Below are 17067 nucleotides of genomic sequence, written 5' to 3'. Positions count from 1 at the left end.
AAGATTGGAGGGCTGAGAGAAACAGCAACCCACTAGCAGCACTTGAGCGGAAGGCGGGTCCGACTCAAATTCTGCCAATGGGTAGCGGTGTCCGTTGGATGGAAAAAAGTGTGCGGTGCGAGGCGCGCAAAGGGCGAGGCGGAGCGCGGGGCGTTCAGAACTCGACGTTGAAGTCGGCGCTCAGCGCATCGCGCGTGGTAGTGCCGGTGGCTTCGTCGTATCGCTCGCCGAGGGAGGCGTCGATGAGGGGTCGGTGGTCGCCGACAAACTGTGCGGCATCGGTCAGGGCAGAGAGAAACTTGATGATGTCTTCGCGATAGAGGAAAATCTTATGTTTTTCGAAGACGGGACGCTCCCCCTCGTTGCCATCTTTGATGCGCTTGCTTTCGGTCATCGAGATGTAGTATTCGTTGTGGCGGTCGCTCTTCACGTCGAGGTAGTAGACGCGTTTTCCGGCTTTGACCACCCGCGAAAAGAGGATTTCGTTTTCGGAGCGTTCTCTCCAAGATTCGTAGTTTTCTTTCATCAGGAACAGCGTAATGTGGATTGAGTTCGTCCGGCCACACAACGCAGCGGTGGCCTTTTGACCCTGCAAATTTGCAGATTTTTGGGCAGATGACCAAACGGCACAGCGATTTTTCAATCTCAAGGACGACTTTTTCCCTCTGTTTTACTAAAAAAACACGAATTTCGAGGTTTTCTTTTTCGGCAGTCGGTAGAAAGTCGTATTTTTGTGGCAGAAAATGTCCCGATGGGGACGAACATTCCGACAACTATGATCAATCGTGCACTCATCCGTCTGAAAGTGGTACAGCTCGTCTATGCTTACTACCAGAACGAAGGCAAGACCACAGAGGTGGCGCTCCAAGAACTCGACTTCAGCCTCCAAAAGGCCCACGACCTCTACAAGTCGCTCCTCCTGCTGCTTGTGGAACTGCGTCGCATGGCCGAACGCAAGGCCAAGGCCCGCAACACCAAGCTCAAACGCCTCACTCCCGGCAGCGACAGCGTGCTGGCGGCCAACCAGTTTCTCCAACAACTCGATGCCAACATCGCCCTCCACGAGTGGGCCGACAAGCAGAAGAGCCTGTGGGAGCAGGAAGAGGCCTTCGTCAAGAAACTCTACGAGAGCTTCACCAACCACGACCACTTCCTCGGCTATCTCGACAAGGAAGACCGTTCCTACGAGGCCGACCGCGAAATCGTGCGCAAACTCTACAAGACGCTCATCGTCAACAACGAGGCCTTCGCCCCCATCTTGGAAGAACAGAGCCTCTACTGGAACGACGACAAGGAAATCGTAGACTCCTTCGTGCTCAAGACCATCAAGCGCTTCGACCCCGCCAACGGACCCGAACAGGAGTTGCTCCCCCTCTACGGCACCGACGAAGATTCCACCTTTGCCGCACGCCTATTCACCACCACCCTGGAGCGCGCCGACGACATCCGCGACTTCATCCGACAGAGCACGAAGAACTGGGAGTTTTCGCGCCTCGCCTTCATGGACATCATCATCATGCAGATTGCGCTGGCCGAAATCCTGGCGTTCGACAACATCCCGCTCAACGTCTCCTTCAACGAGTATCTCGACATCGCCAAGGTGTACAGTACGCCGCGCTCATCAAGCTACATCCACGGTATGCTCGACAACATCTGCAAAAAACTCAAGGCCGAGGGCATCTTGCTCAAATGACCGCCCCTCTGCCCTACCCTCCCTTTTCTCCCACTTTTTTTTAATTCCACCCTATGAACTTTACCCTCCTTGCCGCTGCACAACAAGGCAGCATGTGGACCACCATCTTGATGATGGTTGCTCTTTTTGCCATCATGTATTTCTTCATGATTCGTCCTCAGCAGAAGAAGCAGAAGGAAGTGAACCGCTTCCGCGACGCCCTCGCTGTGGGTCAGGACGTGGTGACCATCGGCGGCATCCACGGCACCATCAAAAACATCGACGGCAACATCATCACCCTCAAAGTGGCCACCGGTGTGGACATTCGGGTCGAAAAGGCGGCCATCAACCCCAACGGCACGCAGCCGGCACAGGCCTAACGGTCTCTCTGCCCTCCGCGATGTCGCATCGCGCGGCGAGTACGCCCTCGGCCATGCTCTCACGCCGCGTCCTTTTTCCAACGCGCAGTCTGCGCTGACCCTTTTCATGCCCTGACACTATGCGCTCTCTTCTTCCCTTTCTACAAAACGCGAAGCACTACCTGTCCTTTTTGGGGAACAGGCAGTTCTTCGCGTTTTTGTTTTTCTTGCTGCTCTCGGCCTCTTTTTGGCTTTTTCAAACGGTCAACGAGGTCTACGAAGAGGAGTTTGACATTCCGGTGCGCCTCGTAGATGTGCCCGAAAACGTCGTGATTACCACCGAACTGCCCGCACATGTGCGCATCACCCTCCGCGACCGCGGCGTGGTGCTCCTGCGCTATCGCTACGTCCACACCTTTGCTCCCATCGTGGTGCATTTCGACAGCGTTGCCACGACCAGCGGCCACGTCTCCCTCGCCACGGCCGAACTCCTCAAGCCCGTCGTGGCCGCCTTGGAGAGCAGCACGCAGGCTTTGAGCGTGCGTCCCGAAACGATGGATTTCTATTTCAACTACGGGCTGAGCAAACGCGTGCCGGTCGTGGTGCAGGGCAAGTTTTTCCCCGATTCGGCCTACTCCATCATGGCCGTCGATGTCGAACCGCGCGAAGCCCTCGTCTACGCCTCGCGCAGCGTTCTCGACACCCTCACTGCCGCCTATCTGGAGCCCATCCGCCTGCACCACCTCACCGACACCACCATCGTGCGCCGCAAATTCGTGAAAATCCCCGGTGTAAAGTATGTCCCCAATCAGGCGCGGCTCACCATCATTGCCGACCGCATGGTCGAGAAGACCGTGGAAGTGCCGGTGCAAGGGGTCAATTTCCCGGCCGATAAGACACTGCGCACCTTCCCCGCCAAGGTGAAGGTGACGTTCCAAGTCGGCATGAGCCAGTATAAGAAGGTGACGGACGAGAGTTTTGTCATCGTCATCAATTATGCCGACCTCATCGGCCGCAAAGAGCCTTCCATCCCCCTCTCGCTCAAGTCCACGCCCTACGGAGTCTACCGCCCGCGCCTCACGCCCGACCATGTAGATTTTATTATTGAAGACATCAATCCCTCCGACTTCCCCGACAATGACACACCTTGACGCCGCCCCGCAGCGCTGGGGCATCACGGGGGGCATCGCTTCGGGCAAAAGTTATGTGTGTCGGCAGCTGGAAGCCCAAGGTGCTCCGATTTTCTACACCGACCCCGAGGCCAAGCGCATCATCCGCACCGATGCCGAGGTGCAGCGCCGGCTACGCGATCTCGTAGGCGCGGAAGTCTACGATGCCGAAGGGCAACTCGTCAAGCGTGTGCTCGCGGCCTACCTCTGCCGGGGGCGCGACCACAGCGCCCGAATCGATGCCATCGTCCACCCCCGCGTGGCAGCTGCTTGGCAGGATTTTGTCGCGGCTCATCATGGCGCGCCCCGCGTCTTCATGGAGTGCGCCCTCCTCTTCGAGAGTGGTTTCGACCGCTTTGTCGATTGCACCCTTCATGTGTCGTGTCCCGACGACGAACGCCTGCGCCGATTGATGGCGCGCGACGGCATCGACCGCGAGGCCGCTCTCCGCTGGATGGCACTCCAACTCCCTGAAGCCGAAAAGTGCCGCCGCGCCCACCACGTCCTCCTCAACGACGGCCGCACCGACCTCGCCGCGCAACTCGTCCGTCTCGGCCTGGTCGGAGATTGAAAGAAATCACGATTTACCCACACAAAAACCTTATGCTCACCGAAGCCCGCATAGACAAATGGCTCTGGGCAGCGCGCATCTACAAGACCCGCACGCTCGCCACCGATGCCTGCAAAAACGGCCGCATCACCCTCGGCGGCGCCTTGGTCAAACCCTCCCGCACCGTGAAGGCCGGCGATGTGGTGACCGTGCGCAAAGCCCCCATCACCTACTCCTTTCGGGTGCTCTCCCCGATTGAAAAACGGGTCGGCGCGCGCCTCCTCCCCAAAATCCTCGAAAACATCACTCCACCCGAGCAATACGAACTCCTCGAAATGAGCCGCATCAGTGGATTTGTCGACCGCGCCCGCGGCACAGGACGCCCCACCAAGAAAGACCGCCGCGCCCTCGACGACTTTGCCGAAACGCCCGTCTTCCTCGATGGCGACTTCGATTTCGACCTCGACGACTGACACCGATTGCCCCCGAAAAACGCTCTGCCTCAGCGATAGTCTGTGCTATCTCTGAGGCAGAGCGTTTTTTCGGGCCGAAGACATTGCCCTTTCCGAAGCAGAAAGGTTCAGCCTAAGTCTCGGGATTGTGCGGCAGCCTGCTGCGGCGTCCACCCTTGGGCTTGGAGGGCAAATTCGTTGCCGTCGCGGGTGACGAGCTGCGCTCCCAGTTCGGCACGGGTGATGTGGCCGATGATGCGCACGTCGTCCATCGCCGCCACACGGTCGTGGTCGGTGAGGGGGACGGTGAAGAGCAGTTCGTAGTCCGCTCCGCCGTTGAGGGCGCAGGTGGTGAGGTTCATGTTGAAGCCCTCGGCCGCCACTGCCGTCTGATAGTCGATGGGGATGCGCTCTTCGAAGATGCGGCAACCCACACCGCTCCGGCGGCAGATGTGGAGAAGTTCGCTCGCCAGCCCATCGCTCACATCGATCATCGCCGTGGGGCGAAGGCCGGCCGCACGAAGAGCCTCGACGATGTCGCGGCGCGCTTCGGGTTTGAGGAGGCGTTCGAGGAGGTATTCACGGCCGGCAAAGTCGGGCTGGAAGTCGATGGCGCGGCGTGCGGCCTCAGTCTTTGCGGCGTCAATCTGCGAGAGGTAGACCGCCTTTTCGCGCTCCATGAGTTGGAGGCCCATGTAGGCCGCCCCCAGATTGCCCGACACGCACACGAGGTCGGTGTCGTGCGCACCATCGCGCCCCACGAGGTCGGCCTCCGCCACATCCCCGATGGTGGTGAGGGCGAGCGTGAGTCCCGTGAGCGAAGCACTGGTGTCGCCGCCCACGAGGTCGACGTTGTGGCGCTCGCAGGCCATCCGCAGCCCGGCATAGAGTTCGTCGAGGTCCTCCACCTCAAATCGGTTCGACACGCCCAGCCCCACGAGGAGCTGACGCGGGACGCCGTTCATGGCGTAGATGTTGCTCATCCCGGCCATCGCGGCCTTGTAGCCGAGGTGGCGGAGGGGGGTATAGACGAGGTCGAAATCGATGCCTTCGAGCATCAGGTCGGTCGTGGCGAGCACGCGCGTGGCGGGATAGGCCATGACGGCACAGTCGTCGCCGGCCGCGGTGAGGGTGGCGGCATTGACCGGACTCACGCCTTCATTGAGGCGGTCGATGAGGGCAAATTCGCCCAATTCTGCAATCTGCATGAGAAAGGAGGTGGAAAAGGTGGCGGAAATCAAAAAATCAACAACATCGCGCGGACTACGTCCGTCCCCGAAGGGGGCAATCATCAGGAACAACAGATGCCGTGGGGCTATAATAAAGTGATATTCGCCCCCGTCGGGGACGCACCGCTGGCGATACCCCTACCGTAGGTTCGTCGGGCTCTGCCCTCCTCGCCTACGGCTATTGGGAGAAGCCCCCTTCGGGGACTCCATGCGGCGTATGGGGGCACATTATGTATCGGTTGCGTTGTTCCCCTGTGCCCTATAGACCGTGCATCGTCTACATCGTCCCTCTGTGGCATAGGTATATGTTGTCACTGAACCGCAGATGCATAGCGGCGTCCCCGGTGCTGAAGACACCACCGCTCAAGGGGGAGTTGTCACTGAACCGCAGATGCACAGCGGCGTCCCCGAAGGGGGCGAATCTGAATAACCGTAGGCGAGGAGGGCATAGCCCGACGAACCTACGGACAGACATCGTGCATAGCGAAGCGTCCCCGAAGGGGGCGAATATCGTGATGCTTCAGAAGTAGAAGCCCAAGCCGAGGCGCACCCCCACCTCGCTGCCGCCGCTGAAGTCGTTGAGCGAAAGGCGATAGTAGGCCGCCGGCTCGATGGCCACGTGGCGGTTGAGATAGTAAGTGTAGCCCACTTCAAAGGGGAGGCGCAGGTTGTCGATGCCGGGGGAGAGATGGGAAAATTCCAGTCCGGCGCCGAGGGAAATGCCGTTTTCGAGGAAATAGTAGCGCGCACCGCCGCCCATCGTGAAGCGCTTGGCATCGCCGGGATGGCTATCGATGCCGAGCGTGCCGTGGAGCATGAGTTTGTCGATGATGAAGTAGCCGGCATCGGCATTGAGGCCGAGCTGGAAGTCAGTGTTTTTGCTGTAACTCATGTTCAGCCCCGTGAGCGAAGCGCCCACGTAGTAAGTGCCTTGTTTGAACTGTGCGCGGGCGGTGGTGGTCACGGCCAGGAGCAGGAGGAGTGCGGTGAGAATTTTCTTCATAAGCGAAAAAACGGCAGAGTGCCAACTAAAAAAAGATGAAAGTTTCGTGGTGGAAAAGGGCGTTTGCCCAATGGGCAATACCCTCCAACAATGCAGCAAAATTAAGCATAATCGCTGTAACCTCCGAAAGAATTAGAAACATTAACACTGCAAAGCCCCCTTTCTCGCTCCGATTGCGCGGTGGTCGTGCCCATCGGCTGCCGATTTCCCCTCCGCCAAGACACAGAACCTCTCCACCATAGTCCACCACGAACGTTCTTTCAAAAAGATAGGAGATAGAAAAATTTACCTCTGAGGTAGTTTTTTCTATCTCAGACGTAGAAAAAACTACCTCAGAGATAAATTTACCCCCGACACCGAAGGCTGAAATCCGCCCTGTTGCGGTGAGCGAGACGAGGAGGTGGCGCGGCCACGGACGCCCTTTTCCCCCGAGGAAGCGGACAGAAAAAACGACAGCCGAAGCGTGGGAAAAGTAAGCAAGAAGTGGGCAGAATGCAGCAAATGTCGTACCTTTGCAGCAGAAAGAGGGGCGAACGCTGCCGGCCGAAAGGCGCTGCGGTCGTTGTGCCTCGATCGAACTGAAGTGTCTTTGCTTTTCCTTTCTCCCCGACTTATGCCCAAAATCCACCACTACCACGGACTCACGCCCGACGAGGTACGCACCAGCCGCCAAGCCCACGGCGCCAACGTCCTCACACCGCCAGAGAAAGCGCCTTTGTGGCGACAATATCTCGACAAGTTTGGCGACCCGCTCATCGTCATCCTCCTCATTGCCGGCCTGCTTTCGGTCGGCATTTCCGTCTATGAATCTCATGGTCTGGACAAGGGGAGCGAGGTGTTCTTCGAACCGGTGGGCATCTTTGTGGCGATTTTTCTGGCCACGGGCTTGGCGTTCTACTTTGAGCGCTCGGCCGAAAAGGAATTTGCCGTGCTCAACCAAGCGGCCGACGACGAGGCGGTGGAAGTGGTGCGCGAGGGCAACGTGACCCTCGTGCCGCGCTGCGAGGTGGTGGTGGGCGACATCGTGGTGCTCAGCACCGGCGACGAAGTGGCGGCCGACGGCGAACTCCTCGAAGCGGTGCATCTGGGCGTGGACGAGTCGTCGCTCACCGGCGAACCGATGTGCGCCAAAAGTACCCGGCCGGAGGAGGCCGACCCCAACGCCACCTATCCCACCCACCACGTGATGAAAGGCACGAAGGTGATGGAGGGGCACGGCATCCTGCGCGTGCTCGCGGTGGGCGATGCCACGGAGCAGGGGAAGGTCTACGAGGCTGCGCAAATCGACGACAGCGTGACCACTCCTCTCAACGAACAGCTCGGCGGTCTGGCACGGCTCATCACGAAACTCAGCTACGGTTTTGCGGCCTTCATCATCGTGGGCCGCTTGTTGGCCTTTTTCCACTGGGCCCCCATCGCCTGGACGCTCGCCCTGCCCACGGCTCTCTTCTTCCTGCTCGTCATCACCCGCTTTGCCCGCTGGACGTGGCGCACCACCCTGCCCACCACCACGGCCTATTTTGTCGTGCTCCTCGGCCTCACCCTCCTGCTCCACTCCGCCCTCCACACCGGCGAAGACATCGCGGTGCTCATTGCCTACACGCTCAACACGCTTATGATTGCCGTCACGCTCGTGGTCGTGGCTGTGCCCGAAGGGTTGCCCATGGCGGTGACGCTCAGCCTGGCCTACTCGATGCGCCGCATGCTGCGCACCAACAATCTCGTGCGCCGCATGCACGCCTGCGAGACGATGGGCGCGACGACCGTCATTTGCACCGACAAGACGGGGACACTCACGCAAAATCAGATGCGTATCGACGACATCCGCCTCTATGCCCCCGACCTCGACCGGCGCGTGTTTCACGAAGGGCTGGCGGTCAATTCCACCGCGGCACTCGACTTTTCCGACAAGGCCCACCCCTTGGTGCTGGGCAACCCCACCGAGGGTGCGCTCCTGCTGTGGCTCAACGACGAGGGCGTGGACTATCGGACGCTGCGCGAGGCGGTGACGGTGGTCGACGAACTGCCCTTCTCGACGGAACGGAAATATATGGCCACGGTGGTGGAGTCGGCCGTGCTGGAAGGCCGTCGCGTGCTCTACGGCAAGGGGGCGCCGGAGATGGTGCGTGCCCTCTGCACCACGTCCGACGTTGCTCCCAATGCGCTCGACACGCTCCTGCGCGACTATCAAGGTCGGGCCATGCGCACGCTGGCTTTTGCCTGCTGCGTGCTTCCCGAGGGCGACCCCGGCATGACCGGCGGGCGCATCGTGACGCAAGGGCTTCGTCTGGTCGGCGTGGCCGCCATTGCCGACCCTGTGCGGGAGGATGTCCCGGCAGCAGTGGCCGAATGCTTTGCCGCGGGCATCGAAATCAAGATGGTGACGGGCGATACTCCAGGCACGGCTTGCGAAATCGGTCGGCAAATCGGGCTTTGGACGGGCCGGATGCCCGAAGACGCCGTCATCACAGGGCCGGAATTTGAAGCCCTGAGCGATGCCGAACTTGCCGCACGCGTGGGACGACTCAAGATCATTGCCCGCGCACGGCCGATGGACAAAAAGCGCCTCGTCGAAGCCCTCCAAAAGCAGGGCGAGGTGGTGGCCGTGACGGGCGACGGCACGAACGACGCGCCTGCCCTCAACGCGGCTCACGTGGGGCTGTCGATGGGCGACGGCACCTCGGTGGCCAAAGAGGCGTCGGACATCACCATCATCGACAACTCCTTTGCCTCCATCGGGCGTGCGGTGATGTGGGGTCGGTCGCTCTATCAGAACATCCAGCGCTTCCTCCTCTTCCAGCTCACGGTCAATGTGACGGCCTGTTTCCTCGTGCTCTGCGGTGCCTTTATGGGCACGGAGTCGCCCTTGACGGTGACGCAGATGCTCTGGATCAACCTCATCATGGACACGTTTGCGGCCATGGCTCTGGCTTCTCTGCCTCCCTCGAAGCGGGTGATGCACGACCCGCCGCGCGACCGCAACGCCTTCATCCTTTCGCGCAAAATGATGCTCAACATCGTGGGCGTGGGCGGCTTTTTCTTCCTCCTTCTGCTCGCCCTGCTCTACCTCTTCCAGCACGCCGACATCCGGCAGCTCACGGACCTTTTCTCCCTCCGCCTGACTGAGCAAGGCCACGTCACGCCCTACGAACTCACGCTCCTCTTCACCATCTTCGTGATGACGCACTTCTTCTACCTCTTCAATGCCCGCGCCTTCGGGACGGGACGCAGCGCGCTCCACTTCAAGGGCTGCCGCGGCCTGCTCACGATGAGCCTCATCATTCTCGTAGGGCAGGTGGCGATGGTCGAACTTCCCGGACTTCGGCAGTTCTTCAACGTGACGAGCCTCCGTCTCGACGATTGGCTCTTCATCATCCTGGCCTCCTCCCTCGTGCTCTGGGTGCGCGAGGGATGGCAACTGATTTCCAAGCGCTGAGCGCACCGCCATACAGTAACAGCCGCACACCTCCACGAGAGAGATGTGCGGCTGTTTGCGTGTTTTCAGCGGAGCAGCGCCCGACTTACTTCATAGCGCAGGTGGGTTTGATTTGCGTGAAGAAGTCGTTGCCTTTGTTGTCCACGAGGATGAAAGCGGGGAAGTCTTCCACTTCGATTTTCCAAATCGCCTCCATACCGAGTTCGGGATATTCGACACATTCGATGCTCTTGATGTTGTTTTGCGCAAGAATGGCGGCGGGGCCTCCAATCGAACCGAGGTAGAAACCGCCGTGTGCCTTGCAGGCATCGGTGACTTGCTGCGAGCGGTTGCCCTTGGCGAGCATCACCATCGAACCGCCGTGGCTTTGGAACAGGTCGACATAAGAGTCCATGCGGCCTGCCGTGGTGGGACCCATCGAACCGCAGGCCATGCCTTTGGGTGTCTTGGCAGGTCCGGCATAGTAGATGGGGTGGTTTTTGAGATATTCGGGCATCGCTTCACCGCGGTCGAGACGTTCCTTGATTTTAGCGTGAGCAATGTCGCGTCCCACGATGATGGTGCCGTTGAGCGACAGACGTGTCGAGACGGGATATTGGTCGAGCTGAGCCAGGATTTCAGGCATGGGACGGTTGAGGTCGATGCGCACGGCACCTCCTTCGCCGGCCTGACGGAGGGCTTCGGGAATGAGGCTGCCGGGATTGTCGTCCATCTTCTCAATCCAAATGCCGTCCTTGTTGATTTTGCACTTGATGTTGCGGTCGGCCGAACAACTCACGCCCAAGCCTACGGGGCAGCTCGCACCGTGGCGGGGCAGACGCACCACGCGGATGTCGTGGGCAAAGTATTTACCGCCGAATTGTGCACCCAAACCGATTTTGTGTGCTTCGGCAAGAAGTTCTTTCTCCAACTCAAGGTCGCGGAAGGCACGTCCGGTCTCGTCGCCCGTGGTGGGCAGCGCATCGTAGTAGTGCGTAGAAGCCAGTTTGACGGTGAGCAGATTTTTTTCGGCACTCGTACCGCCGATGACGATGGCAATGTGATAAGGCGGACAAGCGGCAGTGCCGAGCGTCTTCATCTTGCCCACGAGGAAAGGCACGAGCGTAGCGGGGTTGAGAATGGCCTTCGTCTCCTGATAGAGGTAGGTTTTGTTGGCCGATCCGCCGCCTTTGGTCACGCAGAGGAAGCGGTATTCGTCGCCGTGGGTGGCTTCGATGTCGATTTGAGCGGGCAGGTTGCAGCGCGTGTTCACCTCGTCATACATGTTGAGAGGGGCATTCTGCGAGTAGCGGAGGTTTTCCTCGGTGTAGGTTTTGTAAACACCGAGGGCAATGGCCTCTTCGTCTTCAAAGCCCGTCCACACCTGCTGACCCTTTTCGCCGTGGACGATGGCCGTGCCGGTGTCTTGGCAGATGGGGAGCTGACCTTTGGCCGACACTTCCGCGTTGCGTAGGAAGGTGAGCGCCACATACTTGTCGTTGTCGGAGGCTTCGGGATCGGTGAGAATTTTGGCCACTTGCTCGTTGTGCTCGCGGCGGAGGAGGAAGGATACATCGCGGAAGGCTTGGTTGATCATTCGGGTGATGCCTTCGCGCTCCACCTTGAGGATGGGCTTGCCTTCAAACTCGCTCACGCTGACGTGGTCCTTGGTGAGGAGGTAATACTCCGTGGTGTCTTCGCCCAACTGAAACATCGGGGCGTACTTAAATTCGGGGGCTTGTGCCATGGTTATGAAGTTGTTATGTTATGGTCGAAGGAAGAAGAAAGGGGAGGTTTATTCTTCGTTGTTTTCGTCTTCGTCGTCGCGTTTTCTGCGGCTGGTGAAGTAAAGCGCAAGGGCACCGACAAACAAGAGAAGCGGAAAAAGGATTTGCATAGGGGGAGATGTTTTTTTTGAAACGAAAAAGAAAGGAAAATCTTTCCGATGTCAAAAGAAAAGCGTCCGCTGCTCACCCTTTGAGGCTGCTCCACGTCCCAAAGCGGCAAGTGGAGCAGCCTCAGCGGGAGGCGGTGGCGAAAGAGGTTCAGTCCGAGGGGTTAGGCCTCCAACTGTCGGGCGATGAACTCCTGCATCTGCGGCATCGCGGCTTCCACACACTGGAGCAGGCGGAACTGATTTTGCGTGCGTTCCAAGTTGTGGGCGGGGTGCTGTACCTTGAAGTAGGTATCGCCGTTGAGATAGTCGGCCAGGAAGCGCACGGCCTGCATGTAGGGGAAGAGGGCGGTGGCGTAGGGCAGGTTTTCAATCTCAATGGGCAGCAGGAAGGAGCGTCCGCCGCGCAGATAGCCTTCGGTGAAGGCTTGGAAGATGTCGAAGCGGAAGGCCACGTTGCTCAGTTCGGGGTCGTCCTCGCGGGTGGCGTTGGCCGCCGAGCGCAGGAAGTCGCCGAAGTCGGAGAAGATGAAGGAGGGCATGACCGTGTCGAGGTCGATGACGCACAACACATGTCCATCGCGGTCGAAGAGGATATTGTCGACCTTCGTGTCGCAGTGGCAGATGCGTTTGGGGAGCTTTCCTTCGCGATAGAGGCGCTCGCTCTTCGTCATTTCGGCCTCACGCTTGAAAATCTCGTCGAGCAGAGTCTTGACCGCCGGCTCTTCCACGCGGCCGGCCTTGTTGTCGGCCACCGCTTCTTTGAGTTGGCGGAGGCGGAACTCGATGTTGTGGAAATCCTTGATGGTCTCGCCCAGTTCGGCGGGGATATCGGCCAGCATCGATTGGAAGCGGGCAAAGGTTTCGCCCACAATGGTGGCATTCTCCACACTCACCCCGCTTTTAGAGATGGTGTCGGGGATGAGCTTCATGATGCGCCAATACTTTTCGCCGTCGAAGTGGTAGAACTTACCATCGCGGGCAGGGATGAAAGTGAGCACCTTGCGCTCGATGTCGGGCGTACCCTCGGCTTCGAGTTTGCGGCGGATGTGGGTAGTGACTTCCACGATGTTGCGCATCAGGAGGTCCATATCGGGGAAAATGGCGACATTGACGTTTTGCATCACATAGTCGCAGCCGCTGCCTTCAGTCACGACGGCATAGGTGGTGTTGATGAGTCCGTTGCCCAGGGGGTGGATGTCGGTGATGTTGCCCTTGATTTGAAATTGGAGGGCGATATCTTTCATTTTTTGGTCCATGATATAGATGAGAAGTTAATGAGTTGATAGCGCAAATTTACGGAAAAAGGCGAGAATAGCCGTCTTTCTGCCGAAGAATTGTGTGTTTTCATCGGCTTTTTTCCGGAAGGCGGGCTTTCCGAGCGGGCAGGCAGCGAGGAGGGGAGGCACAAAAGGCGGTCAGAGGTTTTGTCCATTCCGAAAAAAGCACTATCTTTGCAACCGCTTCGGCACACTGTGGCCCGAATGGTGGAATGGTAGACACGAGGGACTTAAAATCCCTTGGCCATTGCGGCTGTACGAGTTCGAGTCTCGTTTCGGGCACAGCACAAAGGCTGATCATCGCAATGATGGTCAGCCTTATTTTTGTGCCTATACGAGGCGTGCCTATATTATATGGTGTGCCTTTATTGCATGATGTGCCGGCCTCAACCGCGAATCATGGTGAGCAGCATCTTGAAGCGCTGCTTGGCGTTGAGGGCGTGAGGCACACCGGCGGGCATGATGAGCATTTCGCCGGCTTTGGGGTAGTGGGCCACGCCGCCGAGGAGGATTTCGGCTTCGCCGTCGAGGATGGTGACGGTCGCGTCGAAGGGGGCGGTGTGTTCGGAGAGGCCCTGACCTTGGTCGAAGGCAAAGAGGGTGAGGGTGCCGGCAGTGTTGCGCAGGATTTCGCGCGACACGATGCTGCCCTCGGCATAGTCTACGCCGGCTTCGGGAGCGAAGACGCGGCCTTTTTCGATGAGTGCCATGATGAGAAGTGTTGAGTAGGTGAATAAATGAGAGATGTGCGGCAGCGTTCCTCAAGGCCCGCTTCGAGCAGGTGGGTTCTTCTGAAAGTCCGCCCTCCGCACCTTGCGAAGTTACGTCTTTGCCGAGGAACGACAAAATCTTGTTACTATTTTTGTGAGAAGATATCTCTATTTTTCGTTTTTTTCTTCCCGTTGATGCCGTCCGGCCGTTGCTGTCCCTTTGCTGCGAAACCATCCGTTGGCTTCCTTCCGAAGGGAAATGAGGCCGAAAGGGGGCAAACCGCTCACTTTGCAAAATCCTGCATAAGCCAAAGACACAACAATCTGTGAGACAGCTTACTACATCTCACTCTATGCAAGATTCTGCAATGTGAGCACTCTGCAGATTGCAAGATTTTGTGCACAGATTGCAAGATTCTGCAATGTAGTTTTAACACTTGGGAGTGTATCTTTGCAGCATCCATCAAAAAAAAGAAGTATCGCCATGGAGTCGTCACCTCATTCTGAAAAACAACCGCAGAAGAATCGCCGCTTCACCGACGACCGCATCCAGCTCCTCGACACCATCCGCGCGATGATAGACCTCGAACTCGATCGGCGCGAACAGGCGCGCAACTCTGCGCCTCACCCCGGGAAGCCGCCTCCGAAGGGATGGCGCTCCCTCTGGGGCTATCTCACCCACTGGTGGCGCTGAGGACACGCTGCTTCGACCGATATTCGCCCCGACAGCAGACGCATCCCAACCACTCTAAGTCGTAGAAAAATTTACCTCAGAGGTAGTTTTTTCTACCTCTGAGCCAGGAAAAATTACCTCTGAGGTAAATCTACCCCCTACCAAGCCACATTTATTCACCCGCAGCCACAGCGGCTGCACAATACTTCTACCTTATGAAAACAACTTTATTCCGGAACCTGCTTGCGACCCTTGTCGCACTGTTCGCTGCCCTGCTTGCCCTGCCGCAACCGGTGCAGGCGCAAACGAAAAACACCATCACCATCGACGGTTTCAAAAAAGAAATCCTCTCCACGGATTTCCAGAAAGATCCCAATGACAAGCATGGCTTCATGGTCTTTTTTTTCCTCTCGGAGGACAAGAATGAGTTCCTCGGCATCATGGGAAACGAAAAACTCCATGCCTTCTACGACTCCTTCCCACTCGATCGTTATGAAAGTAAACATCTCGGGAAGTCATATTGGGGCATCGCCTATCAGAAGAAGGGAAAAATCTTGTTCCAAAGCAGCGGCCACCCGGACCTTGGTCGTGTCCACTTCAGGCGTGGGGAGCTTCGTATTGACGGGCATCCTCGCCCCGACCGCTCCGTCTGCTCCTTCCAGCTTTGGGATGGAGAAATCATCGATGCAAAGCATGGCGACGGCAAGAAGCACACCCTCTCGATCGACTATCGCCACGATCGGGAAGCCCCCACAGCCGGCAAACTCAACGTGGGCACAGTCGACAAGACTTCCATCTCACTCTCGTGGACACCTGCCACCGACGAGGTCACCCCTGCGGACAAAATGCACTACGTCGTGGAATATCAGCGCATGGGGGGCCATGGTTGGATGATGCTGCCGGTGAAGAGTGCCACCTCCTACACCATCAAAGAGTTGACACCCGACACAGAGTATCGCGTGAACATTCGTGCCCTTGACGAGTCGGGCAACTACATCCGCTACGATGAACAAACCATCACGACTAAGTCTGAGACCACCATCTACGACCTCAAGATTGCCGGCACAGAGGTGACCTCGGCCAACTGCAAGGACCTCTCCGTCATCGACGGCGTGAGCGGGACGGTGACCTACGACCCCGACACCAAGACCCTCACCCTCGACAATGCCACCATCAAAACCACAGAGACAAAATCTTGGGGGCACTGCATCAGTAACCAGATAAATGGACTGAACATTCATCTTATCGGCAACAACGCCTTCACTTCGGAACAAAGTGGGCTTATCTACAACGATGATGATAAACAAATGACTTTCACCGGTGAGGGCAAACTCACCCTATCCAGTGGATTGACCGTGCCGGAAGGATTTCGTTACGGCATTCGGAATAGAGGGCATATCCTCGTAAAGGATTGTCATCTCGAAATCAGCACCGAGGGCAGTGCGTTGCTTCGCGGCACTTGGGAGTTCGACAATTGTCACGTGCGTGCCAAAGGTAATGCCGAGGGCAGCATCGTCCATTTGAAGGCAGAACCCACCTTCAAAGGATGCAGCATCACCAGTCCTCAGCACACCGTGTGGAAGTCGGTCGGTGCTGAATACTTCCTCCAAGATGCCGACGGAAAGAACGTGACCGACTGGGTGGAAATCAGCACCAAGCCCACTTCTGCTCAGGCCCTCCGGACCGATGCGCCTACCCGCTGCGGCATCTTCACCCTCACCGGTGTGCGGCTCGACACAAGCTTCAATCGCCTGCCTGCCGGCGTCTACATCGTCGACGGCAAGAAGATGGTGAAGCCCTAAGATAAGATTTGCCCCGCTTCCTGCGGTGGCCCTATTCCTAAAAACCCCACAGTGGGCAAGTCCTTTCAGAGGACTTGCCCACTGTGGCTTGTGTTGTGGAGAAAAGCCGCCGCGCTTTCCGTCACCACCTTGTCGTTTTCTCGAAAATAAAGCGTTCCGTCTTTGCTGTAGAAGGTCGGATTGTCGGGATGAATGCGGATGTATGGCACGCAGGGTCGTCCACGCACTCCTCGTCGTAGAAATCACGGGCAATCTCCCGAAGCGTTGAGGGCAGGGTGATGGAACACAAGGTACTAAAATTGTCATAGCCAATCTTCTCTACACCCTCGGGTCGGCAGGGTAAATCTTTTCTTCCATTTCTCAACAGATTAGGGTATTTTTCAGCATATTGGAATAATGCACACGGCAGCACATCCTTCCGAGGAAGAAAGTGCTGCCGTGGTGGGATGAGGGGCTGAGCCGAAGTTTATTTCACTTCGAGCTGAGCGCCGGCCTTGAACTTCACTACCTTCTTGGCAGGGATTTGAATCTTCTGCTTGGTAGCGGGGTTGATGCCTTCGCGAGCGGGGCGTTCGTTCACCGAGAACGTGCCGAAGCCGAGGAGAGCCACTTTGTCTTCGTTCTTGAGTGCACCGGCGATAGCGTCGAGCACGGCGTCTACAGCGGCTTTAGATTGAGCGTTGGTAAGGCCGGCCTGCTTGGCAACTGCGCTTACGAGTTCTGTTTTGTTCATATTGATAGCGTTTGTTTAGAGTTGTTGTCTTGTAAATCAAGAGAATTGGTGCTGCAAATATATTGTAATCTACGCATCTGCCCAAACATTTTGCGGCTTTTTTGAAAAAAAGTGTACGAAATTCGT

17 protein-coding genes and 1 tRNA gene are annotated in these 17067 nt (G+C 57.7%); 9 read left to right on the top strand and 9 right to left on the bottom strand.

Going from position 1 to position 17067, the window contains the following annotated elements; genetic code table 11:
• Positions 1-154: 154 nt before the first annotated feature.
• On the bottom strand, positions 155-526 hold the full coding sequence (locus H8527_RS03165) for a DUF3276 family protein (RefSeq protein ID WP_187545531.1): 372 nt from the start codon (positions 524-526) through the stop codon (positions 155-157).
• A gap of 249 nt (positions 527-775) precedes the next feature.
• Here H8527_RS03165 and H8527_RS03160 point away from each other — a divergent pair, with 249 nt between their 5' ends.
• The 5 genes from H8527_RS03160 (at position 776) to H8527_RS03140 (ending at position 4223) form a co-directional block, all read left to right on the top strand.
• Positions 776-1693 carry a transcription antitermination protein NusB gene (locus H8527_RS03160; RefSeq protein ID WP_187545529.1) on the top strand — a complete coding sequence of 306 codons (918 nt, stop codon included), beginning with the start codon at positions 776-778 and terminating at the stop codon, positions 1691-1693.
• 53 nt (positions 1694-1746) lie between these two features.
• Entirely contained in the window at positions 1747-2052 is a 306-nt protein-coding gene (gene yajC / locus H8527_RS03155; protein WP_187545527.1) for a preprotein translocase subunit YajC, read from the top strand.
• Between the two features lie 197 nt (positions 2053-2249).
• Positions 2250-3182 (top strand): CdaR family protein, encoded by a 933-nt coding sequence (locus tag H8527_RS03150; RefSeq protein WP_187545526.1) that lies wholly within the window; start codon positions 2250-2252, stop codon positions 3180-3182.
• Positions 3169-3771, top strand: coding sequence for a dephospho-CoA kinase (gene coaE / locus H8527_RS03145; RefSeq protein ID WP_187545524.1), 603 nt, complete (start codon positions 3169-3171; stop codon positions 3769-3771). The genes H8527_RS03150 and coaE overlap by 14 nt, the downstream gene beginning before the upstream one ends.
• 32 nt (positions 3772-3803) lie before the next feature.
• Complete coding sequence (locus H8527_RS03140; protein ID WP_187545522.1) at positions 3804-4223, top strand: RNA-binding S4 domain-containing protein; 420 nt, start codon at positions 3804-3806, stop codon at positions 4221-4223.
• 107 nt (positions 4224-4330) lie between these two features.
• Here H8527_RS03140 and thiL read toward each other — a convergent pair whose 3' ends face one another.
• The 3 genes from thiL to H8527_RS09725 form a co-directional block, all read right to left on the bottom strand.
• Positions 4331-5410, bottom strand: a complete 1080-nt coding sequence (thiL, locus tag H8527_RS03135) for a thiamine-phosphate kinase (protein ID WP_187545669.1) — start codon at positions 5408-5410, stop codon at positions 4331-4333.
• A 541-nt stretch (positions 5411-5951) separates the two neighbouring features.
• A complete protein-coding gene (locus H8527_RS03130; protein ID WP_187545520.1) occupies positions 5952-6434 on the bottom strand; it encodes a hypothetical protein in 483 nt (160 codons plus the stop codon).
• A gap of 25 nt (positions 6435-6459) precedes the next feature.
• Entirely contained in the window at positions 6460-7071 is a 612-nt protein-coding gene (locus H8527_RS09725; protein ID WP_222935098.1) for a hypothetical protein, read from the bottom strand.
• On the opposite strand from H8527_RS09725, the gene H8527_RS03125 reads away from it, so the two are divergent.
• Entirely contained in the window at positions 7048-9870 is a 2823-nt protein-coding gene (locus tag H8527_RS03125; protein ID WP_187545519.1) for a cation-translocating P-type ATPase, read from the top strand. The genes H8527_RS09725 and H8527_RS03125 overlap by 24 nt on opposite strands.
• Positions 9871-9955: 85 nt before the next feature.
• Here the strand turns inward: H8527_RS03125 and H8527_RS03120 are convergent, their stop codons facing one another.
• A complete protein-coding gene (locus H8527_RS03120; RefSeq protein ID WP_187545517.1) occupies positions 9956-11596 on the bottom strand; it encodes a fumarate hydratase in 1641 nt (546 codons plus the stop codon).
• Between the two features lie 311 nt (positions 11597-11907).
• A complete protein-coding gene (locus tag H8527_RS03115) occupies positions 11908-12990 on the bottom strand; it encodes a phosphotransferase enzyme family protein (protein WP_187545515.1) in 1083 nt (360 codons plus the stop codon).
• Between the two features lie 231 nt (positions 12991-13221).
• Between H8527_RS03115 and H8527_RS03110 the strand changes: the two genes are divergently transcribed.
• Positions 13222-13305 (top strand) — tRNA-Leu (locus tag H8527_RS03110).
• 104 nt (positions 13306-13409) lie between these two features.
• On the opposite strand, the gene H8527_RS03105 is transcribed toward H8527_RS03110, so the two are convergent.
• A complete protein-coding gene (locus H8527_RS03105) occupies positions 13410-13733 on the bottom strand; it encodes a cupin domain-containing protein (protein WP_187545514.1) in 324 nt (107 codons plus the stop codon).
• 484 nt (positions 13734-14217) lie between these two features.
• Here H8527_RS03105 and H8527_RS03100 point away from each other — a divergent pair, with 484 nt between their 5' ends.
• Together H8527_RS03100 and H8527_RS03095 are read left to right on the top strand one after the other, a co-directional pair.
• Entirely contained in the window at positions 14218-14427 is a 210-nt protein-coding gene (locus tag H8527_RS03100) for a hypothetical protein (protein ID WP_187545512.1), read from the top strand.
• Between the two features lie 194 nt (positions 14428-14621).
• A complete protein-coding gene (locus H8527_RS03095; protein WP_187545510.1) occupies positions 14622-16208 on the top strand; it encodes a fibronectin type III domain-containing protein in 1587 nt (528 codons plus the stop codon).
• 65 nt (positions 16209-16273) lie between these two features.
• Here H8527_RS03095 and H8527_RS09720 read toward each other — a convergent pair whose 3' ends face one another.
• Both H8527_RS09720 and H8527_RS03090 read right to left on the bottom strand, forming a co-directional pair.
• On the bottom strand, positions 16274-16417 hold the full coding sequence (locus H8527_RS09720) for a hypothetical protein (RefSeq protein WP_222935097.1): 144 nt from the start codon (positions 16415-16417) through the stop codon (positions 16274-16276).
• A gap of 257 nt (positions 16418-16674) precedes the next feature.
• The gene (locus H8527_RS03090; protein ID WP_187545509.1) at positions 16675-16941 is read right to left on the bottom strand and encodes an HU family DNA-binding protein; all 267 of its coding nucleotides are present in this window, start codon (positions 16939-16941) and stop codon (positions 16675-16677) included.
• Positions 16942-17067 lie beyond the last annotated feature (126 nt).

It is taken from the genome of Alloprevotella sp. Lung230, assembly GCF_014385435.1.
Lineage (GTDB): Bacteria > Bacteroidota > Bacteroidia > Bacteroidales > Bacteroidaceae > Alloprevotella.
This window is presented reverse-complemented; position numbering and strand designations above follow the sequence as displayed.

Excerpts from the sequence above, each read along its gene's own strand:
- H8527_RS03165 (WP_187545531.1), bottom strand. The coding sequence starts at position 526 with ATGAAAGAAAACTACGAATCTTGGAGAGAACGCTCCGAAAACGAAATC.
- H8527_RS03160 (WP_187545529.1), top strand. The coding sequence starts at position 776 with ATGATCAATCGTGCACTCATCCGTCTGAAAGTGGTACAGCTCGTCTAT.
- yajC (WP_187545527.1), top strand. The coding sequence starts at position 1,747 with ATGAACTTTACCCTCCTTGCCGCTGCACAACAAGGCAGCATGTGGACC.
- coaE (WP_187545524.1), top strand. The coding sequence starts at position 3,169 with ATGACACACCTTGACGCCGCCCCGCAGCGCTGGGGCATCACGGGGGGC.
- H8527_RS03140 (WP_187545522.1), top strand. The coding sequence starts at position 3,804 with ATGCTCACCGAAGCCCGCATAGACAAATGGCTCTGGGCAGCGCGCATC.
- thiL (WP_187545669.1), bottom strand. The coding sequence starts at position 5,410 with ATGCAGATTGCAGAATTGGGCGAATTTGCCCTCATCGACCGCCTCAAT.
- H8527_RS03130 (WP_187545520.1), bottom strand. The coding sequence starts at position 6,434 with ATGAAGAAAATTCTCACCGCACTCCTCCTGCTCCTGGCCGTGACCACC.
- H8527_RS03125 (WP_187545519.1), top strand. The coding sequence starts at position 7,048 with ATGCCCAAAATCCACCACTACCACGGACTCACGCCCGACGAGGTACGC.
- H8527_RS03120 (WP_187545517.1), bottom strand. The coding sequence starts at position 11,596 with ATGGCACAAGCCCCCGAATTTAAGTACGCCCCGATGTTTCAGTTGGGC.
- H8527_RS03115 (WP_187545515.1), bottom strand. The coding sequence starts at position 12,990 with ATGAAAGATATCGCCCTCCAATTTCAAATCAAGGGCAACATCACCGAC.
- H8527_RS03105 (WP_187545514.1), bottom strand. The coding sequence starts at position 13,733 with ATGGCACTCATCGAAAAAGGCCGCGTCTTCGCTCCCGAAGCCGGCGTA.
- H8527_RS03100 (WP_187545512.1), top strand. The coding sequence starts at position 14,218 with ATGGAGTCGTCACCTCATTCTGAAAAACAACCGCAGAAGAATCGCCGC.
- H8527_RS03095 (WP_187545510.1), top strand. The coding sequence starts at position 14,622 with ATGAAAACAACTTTATTCCGGAACCTGCTTGCGACCCTTGTCGCACTG.
- H8527_RS03090 (WP_187545509.1), bottom strand. The coding sequence starts at position 16,941 with ATGAACAAAACAGAACTCGTAAGCGCAGTTGCCAAGCAGGCCGGCCTT.